A 24,445-nucleotide genomic window follows, 5' to 3' on the forward strand; every position below is an offset into this window, starting at 1 on the left:
TCAGCAGGTCTGAGAACAAAGTTTTGGCTTCGCTCGCATATGGCGACTGCGGATAATCGGTGAGTAACTGGCGCAGACGCATTGTCGCTTCATCCGGGTAACCTTGTTCATAAGCCAGCTTGCCTGCCAGCAGTAACGATGCTTCTCTTTGACCTGCGTTAAAATTCAGGTCCGCACAGGTTGAAAATGCGCTGCGGGCACTTTTCTTATCGCCCGTTTTCAGATAGCAGTCCCCAAGCAGATACATGGCTGTTTGTCCCAGCGAATCTTGTGTGCCCGACAAATCCTTCAGCGAAGTGATGGCGTTTTTATAATTATTCGTCTGGTAGTAACAGTAGGCAATTTCATACAGTTCTTCCTTACGGATTTTCGTGCTGTTGTTATAATAATGCTCGAAATAAGGAAGGGCTTCGGCAAATTTTTCCTGTTCAAACAAACATTGCCCGGCGAGCAAATGAAGCTCGTTGTCGTAATACAGTTTCTCCGGGCGTTTGATCAGGCGGCGTGCTTCATCGAGTGCTTTTTGTTTGTTGCCCATGAAATAATAAATCTCAGCAACATAATAGGGCACTATGTTTTTATAATCGGGCAATTCTGCGATGCGCTGAAAGCTTTTCAATGCGCCTGCATAATCACCTTTATTGTACGCCAGCAAACCGTAATAATAGTTACCTGCATTGGTGTATTTCCCGTCTATTTCCTTAATGGTAGCAAATAATGGTTCCGCTTTATCAAACTGACGACTGTTGAAGTAGCAGTACGCCAGTTCAAATTTTGAGTCCGCGATTTCACGGTTGCTCAGGTTAGCGATCGAGGCAGATTCGTAATAAGGAATGGCCTCAGTCAGTTGCTCGTGGCGGAAATAATATTGCGCCAGCGCAAAAGATACACGTTCCTTATAAGCGGGATTGGCCGTTTGATCAACAAAGCTTTTCGCAGAATCCACACCGTGCGGCGCATTTATTTTCAGCAAAGACAAAGCCAGGTAATACTGTGCTTTATCCTTTTCAGTCATAGAACGCGTACTAACCGGATTGAATTTCGCACCGAGAAACTTCGCTGCCGATTGTGCTGCTACTGCATAGTTGCCTTGCTGATATTGCTCTTCTGCGAGTGTAAGCCACCGCGGATTCACCAGTTCGGGATGGTGTATTTGAGCCGAAGCCTGGCTGCACAACAGTGTCACCACTGTAATACATGCCAGGCTCCGTTTTATGGATAGTCTTTGTCTTAAGTTCATTCTTTAGTTTCCAATATTAAAAATTCCATGTCACGTTGATACTTGGGAATATAGGCAATTGGTAGATACGTGTGTTGTCGAGACGGTTTACATAGAAAATGTTGTTACGGTCGTACACGTTTGTAATAGCGAAAGTAGTTTCCAGATTAGAACGTTTGTTCAGATAGAATCTTCTTTTTGCAGAAATGTCCATACGATGGTACCAGCTCAGACGTCCGCCGTTAATATCATTAGCATAAAGTATGCCAATTGGTCCGTTTTGTGTATTTGTGTTTGTACCAATACCGCCGATAGTAGGGTTGCCGTTCTCGAAGAAGCCCTGTGTCTGCGTGAATGGGAACGGAGAGCCTATGTTGTAACGAATAGACAAATCCCAGTTTTTCTTTTTACCAGCAGTGTAAGCACCAAGTAAGTTGATGTTGATACGGCGGTCGAACGGAGGAGGGTAGTTTTGAATCTGACCATGATCGTCTACAGATTGGTATTGGATGTGCTGATAAGAAACAACGCCCCAAAGGTAAATGCGTTTGTAACTGTATTTAGCAGAGAGATCCACACCATAAGCTTTACCATTTGCACCTGCGAAATCAGGATCTTCAGGAGTGTTTTTATTTCTGTTCAGTTCAATTAAAGTCGTGAAGTCTTTCATCCACGGTTCCAGATTCAGTTCCACTCTGTTGATGTCTACTTCAACACCGCCGAGTACGTGGTAAGCTCTTTCAAGGTTAGATTTCAGTACATCGCCGTCAGGAGTTTTGATTTCCTGATCCGGGCTCAGCAGGAAGCCTGTAAAGAAGTTTACGATATCGCGGTCGTTTTTGGTGCTGATAATATTCTGCGTATAGATACCACCTGCTGCTTTCAGACGAACATTTTTAGAAACGTTGTATTTCAGACCGAGGCGTGGCTCCGGAGAAATTTTAGAAATAGAAGAATAGTACATCAGGCGCAAGCTCGGTTCAATGATGAGTTTATCATTGAAGTTTTTGCGGAATACAGCGTAAAGTGCACCTTGGGTACTACGACGATCGAGGGTGGTGTTGACGTTTGAAGAATTGATATAATCAAGCGAAGTGTGATAACCGCTTACTTCTACACCATATTTGATAAGACTGTAACCTGGCAGGAAGTAAGAGAAGTCGATTGCACCTTCGAAGCCATCGATACCGCTGTTGCGTGTACGGAAGTTAGCTTCGTCGTAGTCTACGTAGTATTTTGAATAAGCAAATTTACCGCTGATCAATGCGTCTGAGTTACCCGGGGATACCACAAAATTCGTACCACCACCAACTGCATTCCAGTGGAAAGCAGCGATTGAAGAGTCGGTATTAGGGTAGAACATTTTTGATTTATCATCAAAGTCAAAACCGAAAAGGTTTAGTTTACTACCGTTTGAACCGCTGAACGTCAGTTTACCGTAAAGATCTGTAAAGCTGTAAGGGAGACCGCTTTTGAAAGGTTCGCCCAATCCGCTGTATAATGCAGTAGAAGTCTGATCGAGGTACGAGTGTTTTACAGAAAGGAGGAATGTAGTAGCACCGCCATCTTGTGATTTTGGTTTCACCAGCGGACCTTCAAGCATAGCGCGCGCCATGATCGGAGATACCGATACTTTACCGGAAAGATTATTTCTGTTACCGTCTTTGGTGCGGATATCGAGGATCGCAGAAGTACGGTTACCATATTCAGCGTTGAAGCCTGCAGTCATTACGTCCACACTGCGGATCGCATCTGTTTCGAAAACAGAATACAGGCCGATAGAGTGGAATGGGTTGTAGATGGTAACACCATCCAGCAGGATACCTGTCTGAGAAGGTGAACCACCACGGATATAAAGCTGACCACCCTGGTCGCCGGTAAACACAACACCCGGAGTTACCTGCAGGAACTGTGCGATATCCGGTTCACCACCGGCGCTCGGCAATAATTTCATTTCGCGCGGCGTGATGGTCATAGAACCTGCCTTGATCTGTGTGATCTGTTCTGTTTTGTGAGCAGAAATCGTTACGTCTTTCAGTTGACGATCCGTATGGCTCACGTACAGTTTTTTGGTTTCAATTTTATCACGAGTGATCGTAATCGTAGCGCGTGCTGTATCGTAGCCAATTACTGTAGTGAAGATGGTATAAGTACCTTCAGGCACCTGACGGATGGAAAAGTAACCGTTCAGATCCGTTTGCACACCGATTTTGGTACCTTCTAAAAATACGTTGGTGTAGATCATGGGTTCACCGGTACTCTTGTCGTAAACGAAACCTTTAATAGTTCCTGTTTGCGCAAAAGCCGCTACAGTAAAAGCAAAGAACAGTATGGCCATTAAGCCAAAACGTTTCAGCATACAGATACGAGTTTTAATGAATTGAGTATAAAACAGTCTTGATCAGGTCGTTTCAACTTTTTCAAGGACGAACAAAGATAGGAATTACAACATAGCAGCAAAACCCCTGCATATAGTTTTTAGTAACGTTGGTTTATTTTACCGTAATATGATATTTGCTACCTTCATGCATGGTTGTGAAACGGTTGGCGCATTTGCTGGTTGAATGCAGCCGTTTTCTATTTCCGGATGTGGATATCTTTTAAGTAAAATGGGTCTTTCCCAAAAATAAATTCTGCGACCAACCGATGAAAATATTTTCTGCAGAACAGATACGCGCCTGCGATGCTTACACCATACATGCGTCAGGCATACGTTCCATCGATCTTATGGAAAGAGCGGCGGTAAAAGCCGTTGAGTGGCTGACTGCACGTTTTGATACCAATACTTTATTTGTCGTATTATGTGGTGCGGGCAACAATGGTGGCGACGGACTGGCCATTACACGTTTGTTGCACCGGCAGGGTTATGGCGCCAAAGCGTTTCTGCTAAAACATGCCGAGCATTTTTCTGCTGACTGCTTTGCCAATCTGCAACGGCTACAGCAAACAGGTACGGATCTGGTAGAATTGCTAAGTCAGGGCATGTTTATTACGGACATTCCGCCACACATAATTATTATAGATGCGATACTCGGTACTGGGTTGAATCGTCCGGTCGAAGGCTGGCTTGCTGATTTTATACGTCATGTAAACCAACTGCCGAATCGTAAAGTCGCAATTGATACACCGAGTGGTTTGCCTGCAGATACTGTTCCCGTAAAAGAAGCGGCTGTGGTACAGGTGAAAGAAACGCTGAGCTTTCAGTTTTATAAAAGGAGTTTTCTGCACCCCGAAGGTGGTCGTTTTGCAGGAGACGTGCATATTCTGGACATCAATTTAGATTCATCTTTTATTTCCTCCACGCATACTAGTTATGAAACTATCGATGATGTCAGGCAATGGTATGAGCCGAGAAATCCATTTGCGCATAAAGGAACATTCGGTAGCGCGCTGATGATTGGCGGCAGTTATGGAATGATTGGAGCAATCGCGTTAGCAACGCATGCCGTGCTGAGGAGTGGTGCGGGGAAAGTGCGCGCACTGATTCCACAATGTGGGTATGAAATTATGCAGACTGCAATCCCTGAAGCAATGTGTGCAACTTCAGGGGAAGGTTGTCTTACAGAAATTGGCGGCTGGGAAGGTATGCAGGCCATTGGTATTGGTCCGGGTATTGGTACCGATCCCACCACAGTGGAAGCATTTACTTCTTTTCTCGAAGCCTGTAAGCAGCCATTGGTCATTGATGCCGATGCTTTAAACATTCTGGCAAAACATGCTGATCTTTTAGGTAAAATTCCCGCAGGTAGTGTACTCACGCCACATCCCAAAGAATTTGAAAGGATGTTTGGCGCTGTACCAGATTCGATGGCGCAGGTGGAACATGCGCGTGCGCAGGCAATGCGTTACAATATTTCTATCGTATTAAAAGGACATCATACCGCTGTAATTACGCCGGAAGGTGCATGTTGGTATAATCTGACAGGAAATGCAGGAATGGCCACCGGTGGTAGTGGAGATGTGCTTTGTGGTCTTATTGCAGGATTAATGGCGCAAGGTTATGAGCCAGATGTCGCTGCAATCATGGGCGTATATGTACATGGTAAAGCAGGTGATCTGGCAGCAGCGGCTTTAAGCCAGGAAGCGATGATTGCAGGAGATATTATTAATTATCTCGGGAATGTTTTTTTGGAAATCGCCGATGGTCGATTTTTATGATGAATGGTCAACCGCCGAAGCCAAAATTTGAGTGATCAGTCTTGAGTGCGCCGCATCTTGGCCTCTTATGCGCCTTCGTGGGAAATGTTCGCAACCTGCGCTACTGTTGAGTGAGAACGCGGTTGCGGGGTTGCTTTCAGTCCTTTCAGTCCAATCATTTTATTTTGCTGACGATCCCAGACTTTCAGTTTCAGACAAGCAACAATATCCGAAGGAGAGAGCGAAGTTGTTTTTGCAGTTTGCAATTCTACGATATTGCGCATTGCTTCAGGCAAGCGGTAAAACGGAATGCGAGCATTCAGGTGATGAATATGGTGGTAGCCGATATTACCGGTAAACCAATTCATCGCAGATCCCATTACCATATAGCTGGAAGATTCCAGTGCAGCCTTTTCGTAAGCCCAGTCTTTATTGGAATAGAATGTGACGCCAGGGAAATTATGTTGCGCATAAAACAGGTATGCACCGATCGCGCATGCAATCGTAAACGGAAGCGCAATGCAAAAGAACCAGGCCTGCCAGCCGAAAAAATAAAATAATGCAACAGACGCTGCGGCATGTAATACCAGTGCAATTAATGAATCAAAATGACGGCGAGGACTACTGATAAAGGAAGCCACACACATGCCCACTACAAACATAGACAAATAGCCAAATGCAATAGTAAGTGGATGACGCACAGCCAGGTAAGCTCGACGTTCTCCTTTCGACATTGACATAAATTTCTCCTTCGTAGCAACCGGATAGGAACCGATGCTGGCGCTGAAGAGTTTTGAATTATGCTTGTGGTGATGATCGTGAGAGCGTTTCCAGATGTTTTTAGGCGCAAGAATGTAGATGCCGAAAATGGTCATCAGTATATTTGCTAACACTGATTTGTTTAGAATAGTATGATGCAGATAATCATGGTAGATGATAAATGCACGTACCATCACAAGTCCGGCTAGTATACTGCCGGCCAGTTTCGCGAAGATATTGGGCACAAAAAAAGTAAATACAAGCAGTCCAGTCAGCAGAACGAACGTTGTGATCAGTTCCCCCCAGCTTCTTTTTCTGTCTTCTTTCGCGAAGGCTTTTGTTGATAAAATGAGTTGTTTGCCTGCTAACATTATTGTGCTACTTGTGCTTGAGTCTGGTTAGTAATTCGTTTGTGTTTCCATCTGCGATGCGACCAAAGCCAGGTTTCAGGCTGGGCGATGATGTCTTTTTCCAAACGTCGGGTATAGCGTTCCGAGATTTCTCCTTCAGCAGTATTTTTTGGTTCCGCTACCAGCATCTCAGCAAAAATTTCATAGTAACCTCTTTTTATTTTCTTCACCTGTGCATACACAACAGGGTAGTTTAGCTTTTTGGCAATTTTCTCTGTACCCAGAAACACTGGTGTATCTTGATTGAGAAAAGTAGTCCAGTAAGCATTATTAGGTTGTGGTGTTTGGTCGGCGATAAATGCGGTAGCATTCAGTTCATTTTTATTCGCCACCATATCTTTATAAGTATCGCGCATTGCAATCAGTTTTGTGCTGAAGCGGGTGCGCATTTTATAAATCAGACCGTTGAATTTTTTATTGGTCAGCGGATGGTAAATAACATAAAGTTGTTGTTTACACTCCAGACTGAATGTATTGCCTGCCCATTCCCAGTTACCCTGATGACCCATCGCCAGAATGATATTCTGCTTGTCCGCTGCCAGCTGATCAAAAAGCGCTTTTGCCTCCGGATTGAATTTACAGTGGCGCAGCATTGCTTTCTTCGAAATCGTCAGCGTTTTGAAAGTTTCCAGGAAAAGATCACAAAGATGTCTGTAGAATTTTTTGCAGATCAATTGTAGCTCTGCTTCCGATTTTTCGGGGAAAGCATTCCGCAAATTGCCGATCACCACTTTTTTACGGTAGCCGAAAACGCGATAAATAAGAAAATAGAAGAAATCAGATTTAATGTACAATAGCCCAAACGGAACTGCCGAAAGCAAGTATATAAAAGGTAGCAGCAAATAATAAAAGAACGCGGACAAACTTTCGTGTTATATGTGAAGGCTAAAGATAATTGACAGCGGTTACTTTTTTTGTCAAAAGATTGTTATATCGATTTCATTCTCAATATATTTTTATTAATAATCTATATAAGCCTGGCCATTTATTTATTTATCCACGTTATTTCAAGCCCGGAATTTAGAGCAAATAAGGCAAATCAGATGTCTGGAATTGAAAACCCGGACATAAAAAAGACCACCTTTTGAGTGGTCTTTTCAATCATATTGCCGGTTACTTAACCGAGATATACTTTCAGTGCATTGCTGTAACGTGCTTTCTGCAAACGCTTGATAGCACGTTCTTTGATCTGGCGGATACGTTCTTTGGTAAGATCATATTTTTCGCCAATTTCTTCGATTGTCGGGCCGTCGTCACCTTCCAGACCGAAATAAGCTGCAAGAATTTCAGCTTCACGGACACTCAGTGATTTCAGTATACGGCGGATTTCAGCGCGAAGTGAATCTTTCATTACGTCTTCGTCTGTATCTGCGCTACCTTCCAACAGATCGCCCATTGCTACGTCTTCCGCTTCGTGTACCGGAGCGTCAAGCGAAGTGTGACGGGTATTGCTGGTAAAGATATTTGTGATTTCAGTTTCACTCATATCCAGGATGTCTGCCAGTTCTTCAGTTGAAGGCTCGCGTTCGTGTTCCTGCTCAAAAGCGATAAATGCTTTATTGGCTTTATTATAAGTACCAATTTTATTCTGTGGCAGACGAACAAGACGACCTTGCTCTGCAAGCGCCTGGAGGATGGATTGGCGGATCCACCACACGGCGTATGAGATAAATTTAAAACCTTTTGTTTCGTCGAAACGTTGTGCCGCTTTAATTAAACCTAAGTTACCCTCATTAATCAAGTCACTCAAAGACAACCCCTGGTGTTGGTACTGTTTTGCTACAGAAACCACAAAACGAAGGTTTGCTTTTACCAGTTTTTCCAAAGCACGCTGGTCATTCATACGAATACGCTGAGCCAGAGTGGTTTCTTCTTCGGGAGTAATCATAGAAATCTTGCTGATTTCCTGAAGGTACTTTTCAACCGCCTGAGAGTCCCTGTTGGTAATCTGGGTGGCAATTTTTAACTGCCTCATAGAATATTAATTTAATTTAAATATAGTTTCTTTCTTTAATAAGACAAAGAACATCGTTAATAAGTTTGATTAATTCTTCATCTTTTGCACTTAATTAACATACTGCAAAAATTATTCCAAAGATTTTGGTAGTATGTGAATTTTTTCTGAAATTTCCGCTCTTTAACGTGAAATCCGCCTCCAGTAGTATTCCCCGGTTCATGCGATTTCTCTATATGGCTATAGAATGGCGTAGTTTTTTGATTTTTTGTCAGTTACTACACAAAGCTATACCGTATATGCCAAAAATGCTACCTTTGCGCACATCTTTTGTCAACCTTTAACATTTTTATGCAGAAAGATCTGTATCAACACCCGGATTATTATTTGCTCGATGAACTTTTGACAGACGAGCACAAATTGATTCGTGACGCTGTTCGTGCTTACGTTAAAAAGGAAATTTCCCCGATTATCGAAGACTACGCTCAAAGAGCAGAATTCCCAAAACAAATTATTAAAGGCTTAGGCGAACTCGGCTGTTTCGGTCCGTTCGTGCCACAGGAATATGGCGGTCCTGGCCTGGATTATATCTCTTACGGTATTATGATGCAGGAACTGGAACGCGGTGACTCCGGTATCCGTTCTACTGCTTCTGTACAAGGTTCTTTGGTTATGTATCCGATCTACACGTACGGTAGTGAAGAGCAGAAAAAGAAATACCTGCCAAAACTGGCTACTGGTGAACTGATGGGCTGTTTCGGCCTGACTGAACCAAACTTTGGTTCTAATCCGGCTGGTATGCTCACTAATTTTAAAGACGCTGGCGACCACGTAATTCTGAACGGTTCTAAAATGTGGATTTCCAACGCGCCTTTCGCTGATATTGCGGTAGTTTGGGCAAAAAACCCAGAAGGCAGAATCCAAGGTCTGATCGTTGAACGTGGTATGGAAGGCTTCACTACGCCTGAAACGCATGGTAAATGGTCACTTCGTGCGTCTGCTACAGGTGAACTGGTATTTGACAACGTAAAAGTTCCGAAAGAAAATATCCTGCCAAACGTAATCGGTCTGAAAGGTCCTTTGGGCTGTCTGTCCAGCGCACGTTTCGGCATTGCTTGGGGTGCTCTTGGTTGTGCGATGGATTGCTACGATACGGCTCTGCGTTATTCTCAGCAACGTATTCAGTTCGATAAACCAATTGGTGCTTTCCAGCTGACACAGAAAAAACTGGCGGAAATGATCACTGAGATCACGAAAGGTCAGTTGCTGGTTTGGCGTTTAGGTGTGCTGCGCAACGAACACCGCGCTACACCTGAACAAATTTCTATGGCAAAACGTAACAGCTGTGAAACGGCGATCACCATTGCACGTGAGGCTCGTCAGATCCTCGGTGGTATGGGTATTACCGGCGAATACAGCATTATGCGCCATATGATGAATCTGGAGTCGGTGATTACTTACGAAGGTACACACGATATTCACCTGCTGATCACTGGTCAGAGCGTGACAGGTTTCAATGCTTTTAAATAGGCTCAAAGCCTAACGCTTAACGGCTAGCCTGCTTGTGTTATCGTTCTGATTTCCTTCTGGCGAAAAAATGCTAACGTTTCTGGGTTCTTGCAAAAGCATAAGAAGCGAAGGCTGTAAGGAGCGGTCTCACTTAATAGAAATAATGAAAAATGGTCCCGACAAGAACGTCGGGACCATTTTTGTTTTTTCAATGGTTTAAAGTAAAACGGTCAGACGACTCAAAGTCGTCCGACCGTTTTGTGGTATATTTTACTCGCGCTGAGATTCCATCCTTTAGGATGGGTTAGGGAGGTGACTATTTTCTTTTCGGAGGAATATTCACGCCGAGACTTAAAATCATTTCATACGTGCCAAAAGCTTGTCTTGCCTTGCCTTCGTAAATTTTCAGGCCGGAGTAGCGGGCGTAGTCCAGCTTGTTAGAATATTCGAGATAAGCATAGCGCCAGAACGTTGCACGGATACAGCCTTCGATGCCGGTATTCCAACCACCTAATTGGAAATGCGGGTCGTTTGGTTTACCGAAGAAACTATTTTCTACGTGCGGTACTACCGGGCCAACACCTACTTTACCCAATGCATCGATTTGAATGCGCTGTTTTTTGTCGGCGTAAAAATGCCAGCGTTTTACCAGGTTGATCAGGAAGAAATTCGCACCATTATTTAAATAATAGTAGAAGCCGTTTTCATTACTGAAACGAACAGTGGTGTCCACTTGTTTATCGCCCAGTTTGCCCTTTACACGTACATCCTGGTCTTCCGCAATGATGTATTTAGTGTGGTCAAAGTTCAGCTCGATGCCCCAGCCTTTTTCATCATCGATCATGTAGCCGATACGATAGTTGTATTGCGGAATAGTGAGCTGTTGGTTGAATACGCCCTGGTCCCAGCCTTTATGGTCATGCGCATTCACTTTTACCATCTGATAGTCATTGTTCAGATCAGGTTGTTTCACCTTCACCGTGCTTTTCGTATACCATTCCGTATTATAACCCCATGAAAAATAAAAGCTGTGTTTTTTCTTTTTAGCGGGGGTAGAAAGGCCTGGAGTAGAAGCCGCTGTAGAAGCCGTTGTTTGCGCTTCAGACTGCAGGGAAAAAGCAGCACAAAGCAAAAGAAGTAAATATTTTTTCATAAAAATGGTTGCTGAAATTGCGGCGCAAAGGTAATGTTTAATGCGATAATGCGACAATTTCAAAATGCTATATGAATGTGGGAATGCGTTTAATGTGGCAAATGCGTTTTTCACATGTTTGATGCTTGGTCATGATGAATCATTTTATAGATTCATCACATTCCCTGTATTTTAAAGGCAGTTTATTTAATCGCACCTTTGCATAAACACATTCATCACATTGCCCACATTAAAAAAGAGCCTTTCGGCTCTTTTTTATATGATTTCTTCAGTAAAGACAATTCCGTGATGTTTCAGTTCATTGAGCACCGGACGGTATACAGCCGGCATGCTTGGAATTAAAACACCTTTCGGCGGATCGATGGTTTTGGCGAGGATCATGCGTGCGAGAATACCCATTGGCAGCCCTACTGTTTTGGCCATCGCCGAGAATTCACGGTCGTCACCTTTAATTACCATGGTGCTCAACAGTGTGGTTTTTTGATTACGGTGTAAATATTCTACCTCGTGCTGCATTACAACCATGTCTTTTTCTGTCGGTCCCATTGCCCATTTGCTTTGCAGCAGATCAAGCATGATATCGGCAGATGAAAACTGTCCCTGCTTTAGTAATGTACCGTCGAAAAGACCCAGCCATTGCAGCATTGAGATGATTTTGTCGGTTGGCTGAATGTTCAATTTTTCAGCGATATATTCAACCAGTGATTGCGCCGAAGTTTTATAACCGGTTTTGTTGCCCAGCCATTGTGCATAGGTTACATCTGTTGTGTCAAATGTATCCGTTTCGCTTGTCAGTCCCAGGTTAATGATCGCCTGCCAACCCTTGCAGAAATCAGGGTAGCGCAGGGTAGCGCGGATAAAAGTTTTGATATCCGGAACATCGTAGAGATCGAGATAGCGCAGCGAATCGCGGTTAGGATAATACGCCAGTGAGCCAAGTCCGTTTACCTTGATTTTTTTATTGTTTTCGAAGATGTGCTCGTATGGCACTTCAACGATTTTATTATTCTGAAGGAACTTCGCTCCGCCGAGGCCGGCGGTAATGATATTGCGGGGATTCCAGCTGAATTTATAATGCCACGGATTATCGTCGTTTTCAGGGGCAACCAGCCCGCCACAGTATGATTTGAACGAGGTGATGGTTGCTGTAACGCGCTGAATGCTGTGGATGATCTGATTAGCCGTCATGTGATCAATACCTGGATCAAGGCCCATTTCACACATAAACATCAGTCCGGCGTCTTTTACCGCCTGGTGCATTTCTTTCATTTCCGGAGAAATATAAGAGGATGTGATCAGGTTCTTTTTAAATTGCAGACAGTCCTTTGCAAGATGAATGTGCAAATGCGGCGGCATCAGAGATACCACAATATCTGCTTCCTCCACCAGTTTCTGGCGTTGCGAGGCATCGGTGATATCAATCACGGCCATTTTCGCGTGTGGGTGCTTCTGTATTTTTTCTGCGATAGCATCCGCATTACCGTCCGCTACTGTAATTTGCCATTTGTTTCGGGAAGCATGAGAAAGCAAGTAATGGATCAGGTAAGTAGACGATTTTCCAGCGCCTGCTACTAAAATTTTAGACATACATTATTTGATCTATGACAATAAGGGGTTATGAATTAATTCATTCATAAGCAACCCAAAAATAGAATAATTATGCAGGATACCAAAAGCGGCTCAAATACAGAAATTATATTATAATATTAATTATGGCTTATATCTGGCACAAACAAAATCTCGAAACGGATTCGCTCAACCTGCTGCGTAAAGGTACGATGGCAGAATGGATGGAGATTTCTTTTTCTGAAGTTGGTGATGATTATTTAAAGGCCACCATGCCTGTTGACGATCGAACACGACAACCATACGGCCTGCTGCACGGCGGCGCGTCTGCCGCCCTGGCCGAAACTATCGGAAGTGTTGCGTCTGCGGCGTGCATAGATCCCGAAAAGCAAATATGTGTTGGTATAGAAATAAACTGCAACCATATTAAAGGGAAAAAAGACGGCGTGGTTACTGCTACCGCAAAAGTGCTTCATCTCGGCGCTACCACGCATGTTTGGGATATTCGTATTACTGATGAGCAGGACCGGCTGGTGTGCATTAGCAGACTGACGGTTGCGGTGCTTGCTCGGAAAGGGAAGGCTTAATGCGATAATGGTAATGTGGCGGATGTGTTTAATGTGGAAAATGTGCCGGTCCGCGTTTGTTATGCATGTTAATGCGATAATGTTAATGTGGTGGATGTGTTTAATGTGAAAAATGTGCCTGTCCGCGTTTGTTATGCATGTTAATGCGATAATGGTAATGTGGTGGATGTGTTTAATGTGAAAAACGTGCTTGTTCGCGTTTGTAATGCAGGCACTGGAAAAATCTTGCTGACACGCGAGTGTTTGATATGGTTTTCTAGATTAATTTGAAAATATAACAATTTGAAGATTTGGAAATGAGTTTAAAAGTCAGATTTGGAAGAGCTGTGCGCCTTGCGCCTTAAGCTTTCAGCTATCCGTTTGGATTTTTGATCTTTTACTTTTGACTTATCCGCATTAACTAATTGTAATCAGCCCGTAAAACGTTATATTTGCAAGTCTTTTTAATGCCCGTTTATGGATCAAAACAACCAGGATTTAACACCTCAGGAATCGTCAAGTGAATCGAACAAGATTATCCAGGTAAATATTGAAGAACAAATGAAAACGGCCTACATCGACTATTCCATGTCGGTGATTGTAGGTCGTGCGTTGCCTGATGTACGGGATGGTCTGAAACCGGTACACCGTCGCGTACTTTTCGCGATGCATGAATTGGGTATCAATTTCAACAAGCCGCATAAAAAATCTGCCCGTATCGTGGGTGAAGTATTGGGTAAATACCACCCGCACGGTGACAGCTCCGTATATGATGCACTCGTACGTATGGCGCAGCCCTGGAGCCTCCGTTATACGATGATCGATGGTCAGGGTAACTTCGGTTCTCAGGATGGTGATGGTCCGGCAGCGATGCGTTATACCGAAGCACGCCTGCAACGTCTGGCAGAGAATATGCTGGAAGACATCGACAAAGAAACAGTTAACTTCTCGCTCAATTTCGATGACTCGCTCGAGGAGCCAACTGTGTTGCCTACCCGTATTCCGCAGTTGCTGGTAAACGGTTCTTCTGGCATCGCAGTAGGTATGGCTACGAACATGATGCCGCACAACCTTACCGAAGTAGTGGATGGTTGTATCGCATATATCGACAACAACGAGATTACGATCGATGAGTTGATGAAGTATGTAAAAGCGCCGGATTTTCCGACAGGTGGCATTATATATGGTATCGAAGGTATCAAAGCCGGTATGCATACCGGTCGTGGCAGGGTAGTAGTTCGTGGTAAAACCACGGTTGAGACCCTCAAAAACGGCAAAGAACAAATCGTTATTACAGAAGTGCCATATCAGGTAAGCCGCGATGCGCTGGCTGAAAAGATTGGTATGTTGGTGAATAATAAAATCATTGATGGTATCACACACGTTGCCAACGAATCCAATAAAGACGGTACCCGCCTCGTTGTGGAGCTTCGTCGCGATACGGTGGCGCAGGTAGTGATCAACCAGCTTTTCAAATACAGTGAACTGCAGACTTCTTTTGGTATCAACAACGTGGCGCTGGTAAATGGTCGTCCACGTACGCTGAATCTGAAAGACATGATCTCCGAATTCGTTGCTTTCCGTCATGAGATCGTTGTTCGCCGTACGCAATTCGAACTGCGTGAAGCGGAAAAACGTGCACATATCCTGGAAGGTTATCTTATTGCACTGGATCATCTGGATGAAGTAATCTCCCTTATTCGCAGCTCCGTAAATCCGGAAGAAGCGAAAACAGGTTTGATGACCAAATTCGGTATGACTGAAATTCAGGCAAAAGCGGTGCTGGAATTGCGTTTGCAACGTCTTACAGGTATGGAGCGTGATAAGATCCGCGAAGAACATGCTGAATTGATGAAGCTGGTAGCACATCTGAAAGAAATTCTCGCTAACGAGGGCATCCGTTTCCAGATCATTAAAGATGAACTGGAAGAAGTGAAGAAGAAATTCGGCGACGAGCGTAAATCAGAAATTCAATATCTCGCGAATGAAATGCGTATCGAAGATCTGATCGAAGAAGAGGACGTAGTTATTACGGTTTCTCACCTCGGTTATATCAAACGTACTTCAGTAGCTGAGTACCGCGCACAACGCCGTGGTGGCCGTGGCGCAATGGGTGGTCGTACCCGTGAGGAAGATTATATCGAACATCTGTTCGTGGCTTCTACACACCATACCTTATTATTCTTTACAGAAAAAGGCCGTTGTTACTGGCTGAAAGTGTATGAAATTCCGGAAACGGATAAAAACGCAAAAGGCCGCGCTATTCAAAATCTTATTCAACTGCCGCCGGATGATAAAATCCGTACGGTGATGGATATATCTAAACTTGATGACAAAGAATACGTGACCAATCACTGGATCATGCTTTGTACGAAGAAAGGTATCATCAAGAAAACATTGCTGGAAGACTTCAGTCGTCCGCGCTCTACAGGCGTCAACGCAATTACTATCCAGGAAGGCGACCAACTGCTGGATGCCTCACTGGTAGGCAAAGACAGCTTTATCATGATGGCTGTGAAATCCGGTCGCGCTATTTGTTTCGAAGAAGGCAAAGTGCGTGAAACAGGTCGTGGTGCAATCGGTGTTTACGGTATTGAGCTAGATGACGACAATGATGAAGTAATCGGTATGATCCGCATTCTGCACGAAGAGAAGAGCAGCAAGCAAATCCTCGTAGTTTCCGAAAAAGGTTTGGGTAAACGCACACCATTCCTTGAGGAGCTCGATGAAACAGCTTCTGACGAAGATAAAGCCAAAGCGATTGTGTTGGCGGACGAAGAAGGTAACGAAAAACGTTACGGACTTTCTTACCGTATTACCAACCGTGGTGGTAAAGGTGTAAAAACAATCAACATTACTGAGAAAACCGGTAGCCTGGTAGGTTTGCTGGCTGCAACAGAAAATGATGATCTGATGATCACTTGTAAGTCAGGTATCACCATCCGTATGAAAGTGGCTGATATCCGTGAGGCTGGTCGTGCGACGCAAGGTGTGAAGCTGATTAACCTCGACGAAGGTGATGAAATTGCTGCAATCGCACGTATCGATGAGCAGGAAGAAGAAACCAGCGAGAACGAAGAAGGCGGTGAAGGAACTGCTGAAAACGGGACAGAAACAACAGAAACAGAATAGTAATCTGGCTGTTAAATTTCAATGACAAGCGTTAAAAACAATGCATAACCAAAAAAAACTCCCATTTTTACAGTGGGAGTTTTTTTGAAAAAGCGAACCTGATAATTAAAATCCGAACTAAAAGATGAAAAAAGTACTTCTTGTTGCTGCCGGTTTAAGCATGAGCTTTATGGGTCTGGCACAAAAGAAAAACGTTACCACAGCTATTCAGGCTATGGGCCAGGGTGATCTCGATGAAGCACAAAAAGCAATCGATGCTGCCGTGCTGGATGAATCAACAAAGAATGACGAAAAAGCATGGATGACCCGCGGTGATGTATACCTGAAACTGATGGAAGCTGGTAAAGTTCCGCAGGACAAAGCGATTCAGGAAGCTGCCAATTCTTACATGAAAGTGGTGCAGATAAAACCTGATTACAAAACAGCGGATATGGATACACGTCTGCTTAATATCGCATCTAGCTATTATAATACTGGTATCACTGCTTATAACAACAAACAATATCCGGAAGCATATAATGCGCTGGAATTACCGGTAAAAATCCACGATCTGGATGGCGGCAAACGTTTCGCAGCTAATAAATCTTTCGATACAGTAGCTACGGAAGCTAACCGAGTAAGAGCTTACAGCGCTTTTTACGATAATAAATATGATGATGCAGCTATTATCCTGAACAAGCTGAAGGATAATCCAATCACTGAAGAACCGAACAATTACCTGATGCTGGCTGAAATCTATTCTAAACAGAATAATAATGCAGCGCTGATCAAAGCAATTGAAGAAGGCCGTAAAAAATATCCAAACGATGCAAATCTGCGTAACCAGGAATTGAACATCTATATTAAATCCGGTAAAACAGATGAGCTGATCAAAAAACTGGAAGATGCAGTTGCTGCTGAAAAAGACGATAAAGTAAAAGCAGAACTGTACTTCAACCTGGGTAATACCTATAATAATATGGCATTCCCTAAAGATGCAGCTGGTAAAGACATGGCAAAACCTGCCAACTATACTGATATGGTAGCAAAAGCAATTGCTGCGTACCAAAATGCGATCAAACTGGAGCCAACTAAAGCTGAATACCAGTATAATGCCGGCGCTGTTTACTTCAACCAGGCTACAGAAGTAAATAATAAAATGAATGCAATCACTGGTAACACAGCTGCAGACAACAAGAAATTTGATGATCTGAAAAAACAGCGTGATGGCTATTTCACGCAAGCACTGCCTTACCTCGAGCAAACATATAACTTGTTGGATGCTAAAGCTTCCAGCCTGAGCCAGGACGATAAATACACTTATCAGGCGTCTATGATGGCACTTCGTGAAATCTATTCACGTACAAGCCAATTAGATAAGGCAAAAGCGATGAAAGCAAAGATGGATGCTGCTAAATAATTAGTTGTGTTTAAATATGTTATAGATAGCCGCAGCGATGCGGCTATTTTTTTGCAGATATACATTGTTGCCAGTTTTTAGACGTACCTTTGCAAAAAATTTATCATTGGCAACGGCTCAAAAAATTAATATCGTAAAGTTTGCTCCTAAAAAGGGAGAAGGCTTTTATGACGTGTTGAAAGACAGGATTAACGCCTACTTTGAAGAGAATAAAGTTCAGACTTATGGAGATAGTTCCATGGTCTGGAAAACAATCATAATGGTTTCTCTATATGTAGCGCCTTATCTCGCGATGATTGCCGGCGTTGGCGCCAACAATCTGCTGGTGTTTTATGGCCTTTGGTTCCTCATGGGTGTTGGCATGGTAGGTATCGGTTGTGGCGTTATGCACGATTCTAACCACGATACTTATTCTGGTAATAAAGGGGTCAACAAATACATGGGTAAAATTATTGCCCTGGTAGGCGGTTATGAGCCAAACTGGCGCATCCAGCACAATATCCTGCACCATACTTACACAAATATCGAAGGTTTGGATCACGATCTGGACGCTGGTGTTTTCCTGCGTTTTTCTCCGCATTCCAAACATTACAAAATGCACCGTTTCCAGCATATTTATGCCTGGGTTCTTTACGGCTTGCTTACTTTGCAATGGGCAACGATTAAAGATTTCCGTCAGGTAATTCAATATGATAAGCTGGATCTCCTGAAAAAGGAAAAGTTGACATTGAGAAAAGCGTTACTTCAAGTAACTCTTTATAAAGTGATTTATTACGGTTACCTGTTCGTTATCCCGATTTTTGTTCTGGGTATGGCATGGCAGCATGTGTTGCTTGGTTTCGTGATCATGCACTTTGTCGGTGGTTTTTCACTGTCTGTGATTTTCCAGCTGGCACACGTAATGGAAGAATGCGAATTTCCGGTGGTAGCAGACGACCGTAAAATGGAAAATACCTGGGCTGTTCACCAGCTTTTAAATACTGCTGACTTCTCTCCGCGCAGTCCGTTTATGAACTGGTTTGTGGGCGGATTGAATCATCAGGTGGAGCACCATTTGTTCCCGCATATCAGCCATATCCATTACCGTAAAATTGCTCCGATTGTAAGACAAACGGCACAAGAATTTGGTTTGCCTTACCTTGTACAGCCAACTTTTTTACATGCGTTGTACTATCATGGCAAGATGTTGAAGAAAATGGGTAAGAAAGAGAATTAGTAAAATATTATTTTTTTATTCAGATGAATTCTTATCTTCGGTTATACGTTTAAAATTTCAATCAAGTGCAAAACGAAAAATTAACCGGAACGATAAAGTTCTTTAACGAAGGTAAAGGCTTTGGTTTCATTAAGCACGACGGCTCTAACACCGAAACATTTGTTCACGTAAGTGGATTGAAGGATCAAGTAAAAGAGAACGACCGTGTAGAATTTGAAATGCAGCAAGGAAGAAAAGGTATGAACGCGGTAAACGTTCGCATCATAAATTAACCTTTATTAAGCATGCCTCATTTTAAGACCGAACATTGTTCGGTCTTTTTTATTTTCAAATTATCCGAATCACAGCATGCCTTGTTGGCATGGATCTAACCTAATTGCCTGAAACGGAAATAAGCGACAATTACTGCCAGCGCCAGAATAGTGCCTAACAACGGAATCATTTTATATTCCTTCTTCATTATGTGATTGACCAGACCTGCAGCCATAATAAGGGCGAAGCCAGTGGCGGCGATGGGTGTTAACACAGGCGCAATGCCTGTAAACCACGGGACGATAATCCCAATACAGCCGAGCCATTCCAGCACACCAAGAATACGGATGGGTAGCAGTGACGCGTCTGGTTTGATATGCCCGTCGGCAATATGCTGTGCTCTGGTGCTAAAGAGCTTTCCGTAGCCTGGCATCACAAATGCTAACGCAAGCAGACTTTGGATGATCCAAAGGGCGGTGTTCATTTTTTGAATAAGTGGAATTTAAACTGGGACAAAAATAATCAGATCATTTCTTTTCGAACGCTACGAATCCTTTACTCACGGCCAATTTCGCTTTCTGTGTTTTTCTGGCGAAAGCGGCAGGAGTGGTGCCGCTGTATCGCTTGAATTCACGACTCAGGTGGGATTGATCAGTATAGCCGAGCTCTTGTGCCAGGCCTGCAATATTGGTTTCCGGATGGTTCCATAATTGATTCCGGACTTGTTCGAAACGTATGAGTCCGGTCACATCTTTTACGGTATGGCCGGAGGATTGCTTGAAATTTCGTTCTAGTGTACGAACAGTTGTATGAGCCGCCGCAGCAATCTCGCTTACGGGTATTGTACCATTTGCAGTCCGCATTGCAACGCCTGCTTTATAGAGCATACTATCGACACCAGCTTGTGCATGCGTTTTCTCGAAATATTGTTTCACTTCTGCAATCGCCTGATTGATGTCTTCCGTTTTTATCGATTGGTTCAGTTTATCGTTCAACTGTGCAATCGGATGCTCAAACACATGCACATTACGTTTGCCGGGTGTTAGTCCGAGCAAATCAAAGACCGTCCAGGGGAAGCATCTGATGGCGATGATTTCAAAACGGTTTTTGGTATAAAACGTGACAGGTTCATTGAGTAGTCCCATCATAAAGGGAGAAGGCAATGGTTGAAGTTCGCCGTTGTAAGAAACACTGCAGCCGCTACCGAAATGAAAAATAATTTCAGCGTAGCCGTCAGGCATTACTTCAAAGCTTGTTTCTTTTTCGCCGAAATCAGTTCTGTCGTACCAAAAACATTTGATGGCATCGCGCAGTTCTTCAGGTGGCTCAAATTCCAGATGCATAAGGCAAGTTAAGTAAGTTGGGAGAAGAATAGCTGGTATGTTTTTCGAGGTTTTCTTATTTTGAACGAAGAGGTGTAGCTAATTTTGGGAGCATTACACGTTACTTCTTTAGAAAAAACAAAGTGATTATTATGAGGGCTGGAGTTATTATTTTTTGTGCGGTGCTTTGCCTGGGTTGTGGGCATAAAACTTATAACAGGATCGTGAAAGGAGAATACGAATTAAAGTGCTTACCGGCTTTGAAAAACGATTCTAGCGATTTAATTATTTCCGGTGTTGTAAAAGGCAAACTAGAAGTAAGACCGATCGAATTCGCATCGGTTTCATTGGCCGGAAAGAGTTCGGAGTTATTTTTTTGGAAATAATGTTTCATTATTTCGTCTACCCAATCTAGCTGCCCCAAATCACCAATGGGAGAAAATTGTCACATATATGGTGTTTAATATCGAGAATTGGAGAACCGTTGATGGCGTTGAGACCTCTTACTGCAACCGAGTCATTTGTCACAGTTAGGATACTACAACGAGAAAGTCCCACTAAGTTTGGTCTGTTTTTATATCCAAGGTGGGAAAATGAATTTAGGCAATCCTCGCCATATTTTTTAGTATTGATTTTCAATATCGATACCACATTGTCCCAGTAATCTTCCTGAATTCTTTTTCTGTCATTTGAGACGAATCCGATTGGCCTAGTTCCATAAATTCCCTTGTGAAAACAAATCACCCCGCCGTACTCTGACAAACGAAATGAAAATTTCGTTTTCTGAGCATTTAAAAACTCCCTTCAGTTCGTAAGTCAATTTTTCAACGACATTTTGAATTTGTTGCTTGTTGTAGCTTTCTCTGCACTGGATAAAAAGTGCAGGGGCAGGTTTATTATTATTATTCCAATCTTGCTTAAAGAACTCATTTTTCTTCGGTTTGTTCCAAAAAATCCAAACATTAGTTTGGGGAATCTCAAGACTATATGACACAATCGCAGCGATTGTCTCCAAAAGTCTTTTATGTTTATTTCTTTCCGGATGAAATATATTGATTATTGGCATCAATTTTTTTTAAGATGGTAATTGAAATTTTAATATGATTAATGAAACCAAGCTGACCCTTTGAATATCCTAATTCGGATAATTGAGCAAGCGAAAGAGTCGAAAGTAGGTCATCAATATATTGAGCATTTTTTTCTCGATTAGTAATTTTACACCAATCGCTAATTGAAATTCCATCTTGCCATTCGAAATAATTAACACTCTTTATATAAGAAAAGCCATGATCTTTTGCAAGTTCAGATATTTCTAAAGCTGTATAACTTTTGATATGTGTTTCGTCATGCAATAACTCGATAGCATGGTTCATTTCGTTAGTTAGATCATTGTCTGATCCTACTAAATCAATAATGAAGAAAATTCCACTTGGAGTTAAGATTCTTTGGACTTCCTTAAACACCCGATTCGGATTCTCAAAATGGTGAAAAGCGAATCTACAGCCAGCAATATTTACGAAACCACTATCTACTGGTAGCGAATGACAATCGCTCAGAATAAAATTAGCGCCACGATCGCTTGTTGTTTTTTTGCATGTGTTAAGCATTTTTTCAGAAGAATCAATGAAAAGTACATCGGCAACTTTGCCCTGAAATAAACGTCCAAGGTTTCCGGTACCACATGCGAGGTCAGCAAATACCCAAGTCTTACGACATGGAATTGTGTCAAAAATTATATCAAGAGACCGACCACTTGAGTGTATTTTGCTGTGCTGAAAGTTTCTTACTGTTTTATCAAAATTATTATTCATCTAATATTATTTTTTTTAATAACAATTCTGGTTGCATTTTCATTTCAGTTAATAACGTGTGTGAACAGGTCTTTATAATTCTAAATTTTTTTGTCCCTCTTGGATTGCAAATGTTTTCTAAGCATATTGGAGCATAGGTTTTGGGTTCTAAAATTGTTGTCACTCCATGACTAATGATTCCGATAATGTCGGCTTCCCCATAGAGGAGAATAACTTCATTGCATTCAACTTTTATTTTCTTGGCCTGGGAAATAAATAGACCAACGCAAATTGCTTTTGAAATTTTTGCGGAATATTTACTCGTGAGAAATTGCATGATTATTTCGGCCCCAACAGATATTCCTAATAAAACAATTCTATCTTGTTCCCTATCTAAATTGGATAATGCATTCTTTAGGTTAGCGACCGCCATTCTCTTAGAATAAACCGATGAGTATGAAGCTGTTCTTCTTCTGGAATAGTTAATAAAAGCTGTTTCATATTTGGAAGGCAATAATTTGGTTAGCCTCTGAAGATATTCTCTTTCGATAGCGCCTTCGGTGTTATCCTCAATAACATTCCCTGACACGAGTATGAACAATTTCGTTCTGTGCACATTATATTTTTTTACATAGATCAAAGTTGAATTTTCCCATTTTGTCATGAATATAAATACTGATTATTTCTTCATGCATTGCTTCCCCTTTATATGTCGGTTTAATCGTTCCTTCAAAAAAATTATATTCTAAAAAATCCTTGTCGATCATTTCTAGTATCGCCCCTTTGTACGGTTCATCAGTTATTAGATCTACACCATAAATGGTTTTGAATCTACTTAGTTTTATTTTTTGATTCGCTTTAAATGCAAAGCCCAATGCTGTTGCAACTGCTTGGGTTCCGCTCAGAACTCTGCCGGACGCTAATGGCGGTGCATCCTCAATATTTTCCATTTTAATTTGATAAACGTTGATGTCTTTTTCATTATGTGTTTGTACTACATCCGCAGACAACCCCGAAAGCCAACCATATGCTCCAGGCCCGTAAGCAATCATAGTGTCATAGTTTTCCCATTTGTTTTTTGAGACTTGGGGGATATTCCCTTCTGCATAGGTGTGTGGTGCATTCCACCAACCGCAAGGTGATGGGACATATCCGTTTGTTATTAACACGTTTACTGCAGCGTCTCTCATTCGATAAGTTTCCCTGAGGCTTGGAAATAAACCTTCATTTATCATTTTTTCTTTTACTTTCGATACATTCCACGCCGCTTTGTTTCCAATTTCCATTTTTTCCCGGTCGGCATTTCGAAGCCGGTATATCGTAATGGTCGGTACTTCTAAATCCGTCAGGAGCTTTATGTCGTTTTCTACTGTTTGGCAGGTTTGATAAGGAAGTCCAAACATCATGTCTACATTAAAAACGGATTTGGCCTCTTTAATTTTTTTAATAGCTGCAAGTGACATCTCTTTATCATGCCCCCTTCCAGCAAAACTATTTACTTCGGATTGAAATGACTGTACTCCAAGACTGAACCTATTAAATCCCGCCAATTTGGCTTCAACCACTTCGTTGCCCAAAAAGTTATCTGGGTTTCCTTCAAGTGTAATTTCACAGTGTTTATCAATTTTGTAATTTTCTTTTACATGGTCTAGAATTGCTTTAAGACGCTTCACCCCGAGGATTGAGGCCGTACCGCCTCCAAAATATAAAGATTGAATCAACGCATTTTTTATCCAACTAAAATTATTTAGATAATAGCTTGATTCTCGCAATAGTAAATTCATCCAATTGTCTAATTCCTCTTCCTTATTCGAAGCTTTCTTTTTTACATAATTACAGAAATGGCATACATATGTGCACAATGGAATGTGGAAGTACAAGTGTGCAGGTAGTCCGTCACCTTTAAATTGTTTATATCGTGTTATAGTTGCTTCGGATCCAATAATTTCGCCGTAATTCGCGGTAACATTAATATTGTACTGATTCACGTCTAAATTCAAATGTGGATTTTCATCGAGGAGAGATTCGATGTTGTATTGGATGTTCATGGTAAGATATTTG

General features: G+C 42.4%; 21 protein-coding genes. 7 read left to right on the top strand and 14 right to left on the bottom strand.

All coding sequences use genetic code 11. From position 1 onward, the window contains the following. On the bottom strand, positions 1–1,240 hold a 1,240-nt coding region (locus DN068_RS16910), incomplete at its 3' end, for a tetratricopeptide repeat protein (protein WP_123985389.1). Between the two features lie 16 nt (positions 1,241–1,256). Beyond that, positions 1,257–3,578: a TonB-dependent receptor gene (locus DN068_RS16915; RefSeq protein WP_111000116.1), complete on the bottom strand. Its 2,322-nt coding sequence runs from the start codon at positions 3,576–3,578 to the stop codon at positions 1,257–1,259. Between the two features lie 287 nt (positions 3,579–3,865). Here DN068_RS16915 and DN068_RS16920 point away from each other — a divergent pair, with 287 nt between their 5' ends. Then, complete coding sequence (locus tag DN068_RS16920) at positions 3,866–5,377, top strand: NAD(P)H-hydrate dehydratase (RefSeq protein ID WP_111000117.1); 1,512 nt, start codon at positions 3,866–3,868, stop codon at positions 5,375–5,377. Positions 5,378–5,442: 65 nt separating this feature from the next. On the opposite strand, the gene DN068_RS16925 is transcribed toward DN068_RS16920, so the two are convergent. From DN068_RS16925 to DN068_RS16935, 3 genes are all read right to left on the bottom strand, one after another. Further along, on the bottom strand, positions 5,443–6,486 hold the full coding sequence (locus tag DN068_RS16925) for a fatty acid desaturase family protein (RefSeq protein ID WP_111000118.1): 1,044 nt from the start codon (positions 6,484–6,486) through the stop codon (positions 5,443–5,445). Further along, the gene (locus tag DN068_RS16930; protein ID WP_111000119.1) at positions 6,486–7,388 is read right to left on the bottom strand and encodes a lysophospholipid acyltransferase family protein; all 903 of its coding nucleotides are present in this window, start codon (positions 7,386–7,388) and stop codon (positions 6,486–6,488) included. Before DN068_RS16930 ends, DN068_RS16925 begins: the two co-directional genes overlap by 1 nt. A 254-nt stretch (positions 7,389–7,642) precedes the next feature. Beyond that, complete coding sequence (locus DN068_RS16935; RefSeq protein ID WP_111000120.1) at positions 7,643–8,500, bottom strand: sigma-70 family RNA polymerase sigma factor; 858 nt, start codon at positions 8,498–8,500, stop codon at positions 7,643–7,645. Between the two features lie 330 nt (positions 8,501–8,830). On the opposite strand from DN068_RS16935, the gene DN068_RS16940 reads away from it, so the two are divergent. Beyond that, entirely contained in the window at positions 8,831–10,009 is a 1,179-nt protein-coding gene (locus tag DN068_RS16940; RefSeq protein WP_111000121.1) for an acyl-CoA dehydrogenase family protein, read from the top strand. 295 nt (positions 10,010–10,304) lie between these two features. Here the strand turns inward: DN068_RS16940 and DN068_RS16945 are convergent, their stop codons facing one another. Further along, positions 10,305–11,141, bottom strand: coding sequence for a hypothetical protein (locus DN068_RS16945; protein WP_111000122.1), 837 nt, complete (start codon positions 11,139–11,141; stop codon positions 10,305–10,307). Between the two features lie 255 nt (positions 11,142–11,396). Beyond that, positions 11,397–12,728: a saccharopine dehydrogenase family protein gene (locus tag DN068_RS16950; protein ID WP_111000123.1), complete on the bottom strand. Its 1,332-nt coding sequence runs from the start codon at positions 12,726–12,728 to the stop codon at positions 11,397–11,399. 125 nt (positions 12,729–12,853) lie between these two features. On the opposite strand from DN068_RS16950, the gene DN068_RS16955 reads away from it, so the two are divergent. From DN068_RS16955 to DN068_RS16975, 5 genes are all read left to right on the top strand, one after another. Next, on the top strand, positions 12,854–13,294 hold the full coding sequence (locus DN068_RS16955) for a hotdog fold thioesterase (RefSeq protein ID WP_111000124.1): 441 nt from the start codon (positions 12,854–12,856) through the stop codon (positions 13,292–13,294). 456 nt (positions 13,295–13,750) lie between these two features. Continuing rightward, on the top strand, positions 13,751–16,405 hold the full coding sequence (gene gyrA / locus DN068_RS16960) for a DNA gyrase subunit A (RefSeq protein ID WP_111000125.1): 2,655 nt from the start codon (positions 13,751–13,753) through the stop codon (positions 16,403–16,405). A 124-nt stretch (positions 16,406–16,529) separates the two neighbouring features. Then, positions 16,530–17,804, top strand: coding sequence for a tetratricopeptide repeat protein (locus DN068_RS16965; protein WP_111000126.1), 1,275 nt, complete (start codon positions 16,530–16,532; stop codon positions 17,802–17,804). A gap of 106 nt (positions 17,805–17,910) precedes the next feature. Next, on the top strand, positions 17,911–19,020 hold the full coding sequence (locus tag DN068_RS16970) for a fatty acid desaturase family protein (protein ID WP_207798996.1): 1,110 nt from the start codon (positions 17,911–17,913) through the stop codon (positions 19,018–19,020). A 65-nt stretch (positions 19,021–19,085) separates the two neighbouring features. Next, positions 19,086–19,292, top strand: coding sequence for a cold-shock protein (locus tag DN068_RS16975; protein WP_111000127.1), 207 nt, complete (start codon positions 19,086–19,088; stop codon positions 19,290–19,292). A 95-nt stretch (positions 19,293–19,387) separates the two neighbouring features. Here the strand turns inward: DN068_RS16975 and DN068_RS16980 are convergent, their stop codons facing one another. The 7 genes from DN068_RS16980 to DN068_RS17010 all read right to left on the bottom strand — a co-directional run bounded on the left by DN068_RS16980 (position 19,388) and on the right by DN068_RS17010 (position 24,432). Then, positions 19,388–19,756 (bottom strand): DoxX family protein, encoded by a 369-nt coding sequence (locus DN068_RS16980; protein ID WP_111000128.1) that lies wholly within the window; start codon positions 19,754–19,756, stop codon positions 19,388–19,390. A 43-nt stretch (positions 19,757–19,799) separates the two neighbouring features. Next, complete coding sequence (locus tag DN068_RS16985) at positions 19,800–20,615, bottom strand: helix-turn-helix domain-containing protein (RefSeq protein WP_111000129.1); 816 nt, start codon at positions 20,613–20,615, stop codon at positions 19,800–19,802. A gap of 390 nt (positions 20,616–21,005) precedes the next feature. Beyond that, positions 21,006–21,338, bottom strand: coding sequence for a TrmO family methyltransferase domain-containing protein (locus DN068_RS22535; RefSeq protein ID WP_394342337.1), 333 nt, complete (start codon positions 21,336–21,338; stop codon positions 21,006–21,008). Next, complete coding sequence (locus DN068_RS22170; protein ID WP_207799020.1) at positions 21,304–21,660, bottom strand: hypothetical protein; 357 nt, start codon at positions 21,658–21,660, stop codon at positions 21,304–21,306. Before DN068_RS22170 ends, DN068_RS22535 begins: the two co-directional genes overlap by 35 nt. Next, positions 21,623–22,405 (bottom strand): class I SAM-dependent methyltransferase, encoded by a 783-nt coding sequence (locus tag DN068_RS17000; RefSeq protein WP_111000132.1) that lies wholly within the window; start codon positions 22,403–22,405, stop codon positions 21,623–21,625. Before DN068_RS17000 ends, DN068_RS22170 begins: the two co-directional genes overlap by 38 nt. Then, complete coding sequence (locus DN068_RS17005) at positions 22,398–23,048, bottom strand: hypothetical protein (protein ID WP_111000133.1); 651 nt, start codon at positions 23,046–23,048, stop codon at positions 22,398–22,400. Before DN068_RS17005 ends, DN068_RS17000 begins: the two co-directional genes overlap by 8 nt. After that, positions 23,002–24,432, bottom strand: a complete 1,431-nt coding sequence (locus DN068_RS17010) for a radical SAM protein (RefSeq protein WP_111000134.1) — start codon at positions 24,430–24,432, stop codon at positions 23,002–23,004. The genes DN068_RS17005 and DN068_RS17010 overlap by 47 nt, the downstream gene beginning before the upstream one ends. Between the last annotated feature and the right edge of the window lie 13 nt (positions 24,433–24,445).

It is taken from the genome of Taibaiella soli, assembly GCF_003236175.1.
GTDB lineage: Bacteria > Bacteroidota > Bacteroidia > Chitinophagales > Chitinophagaceae > QKTW01.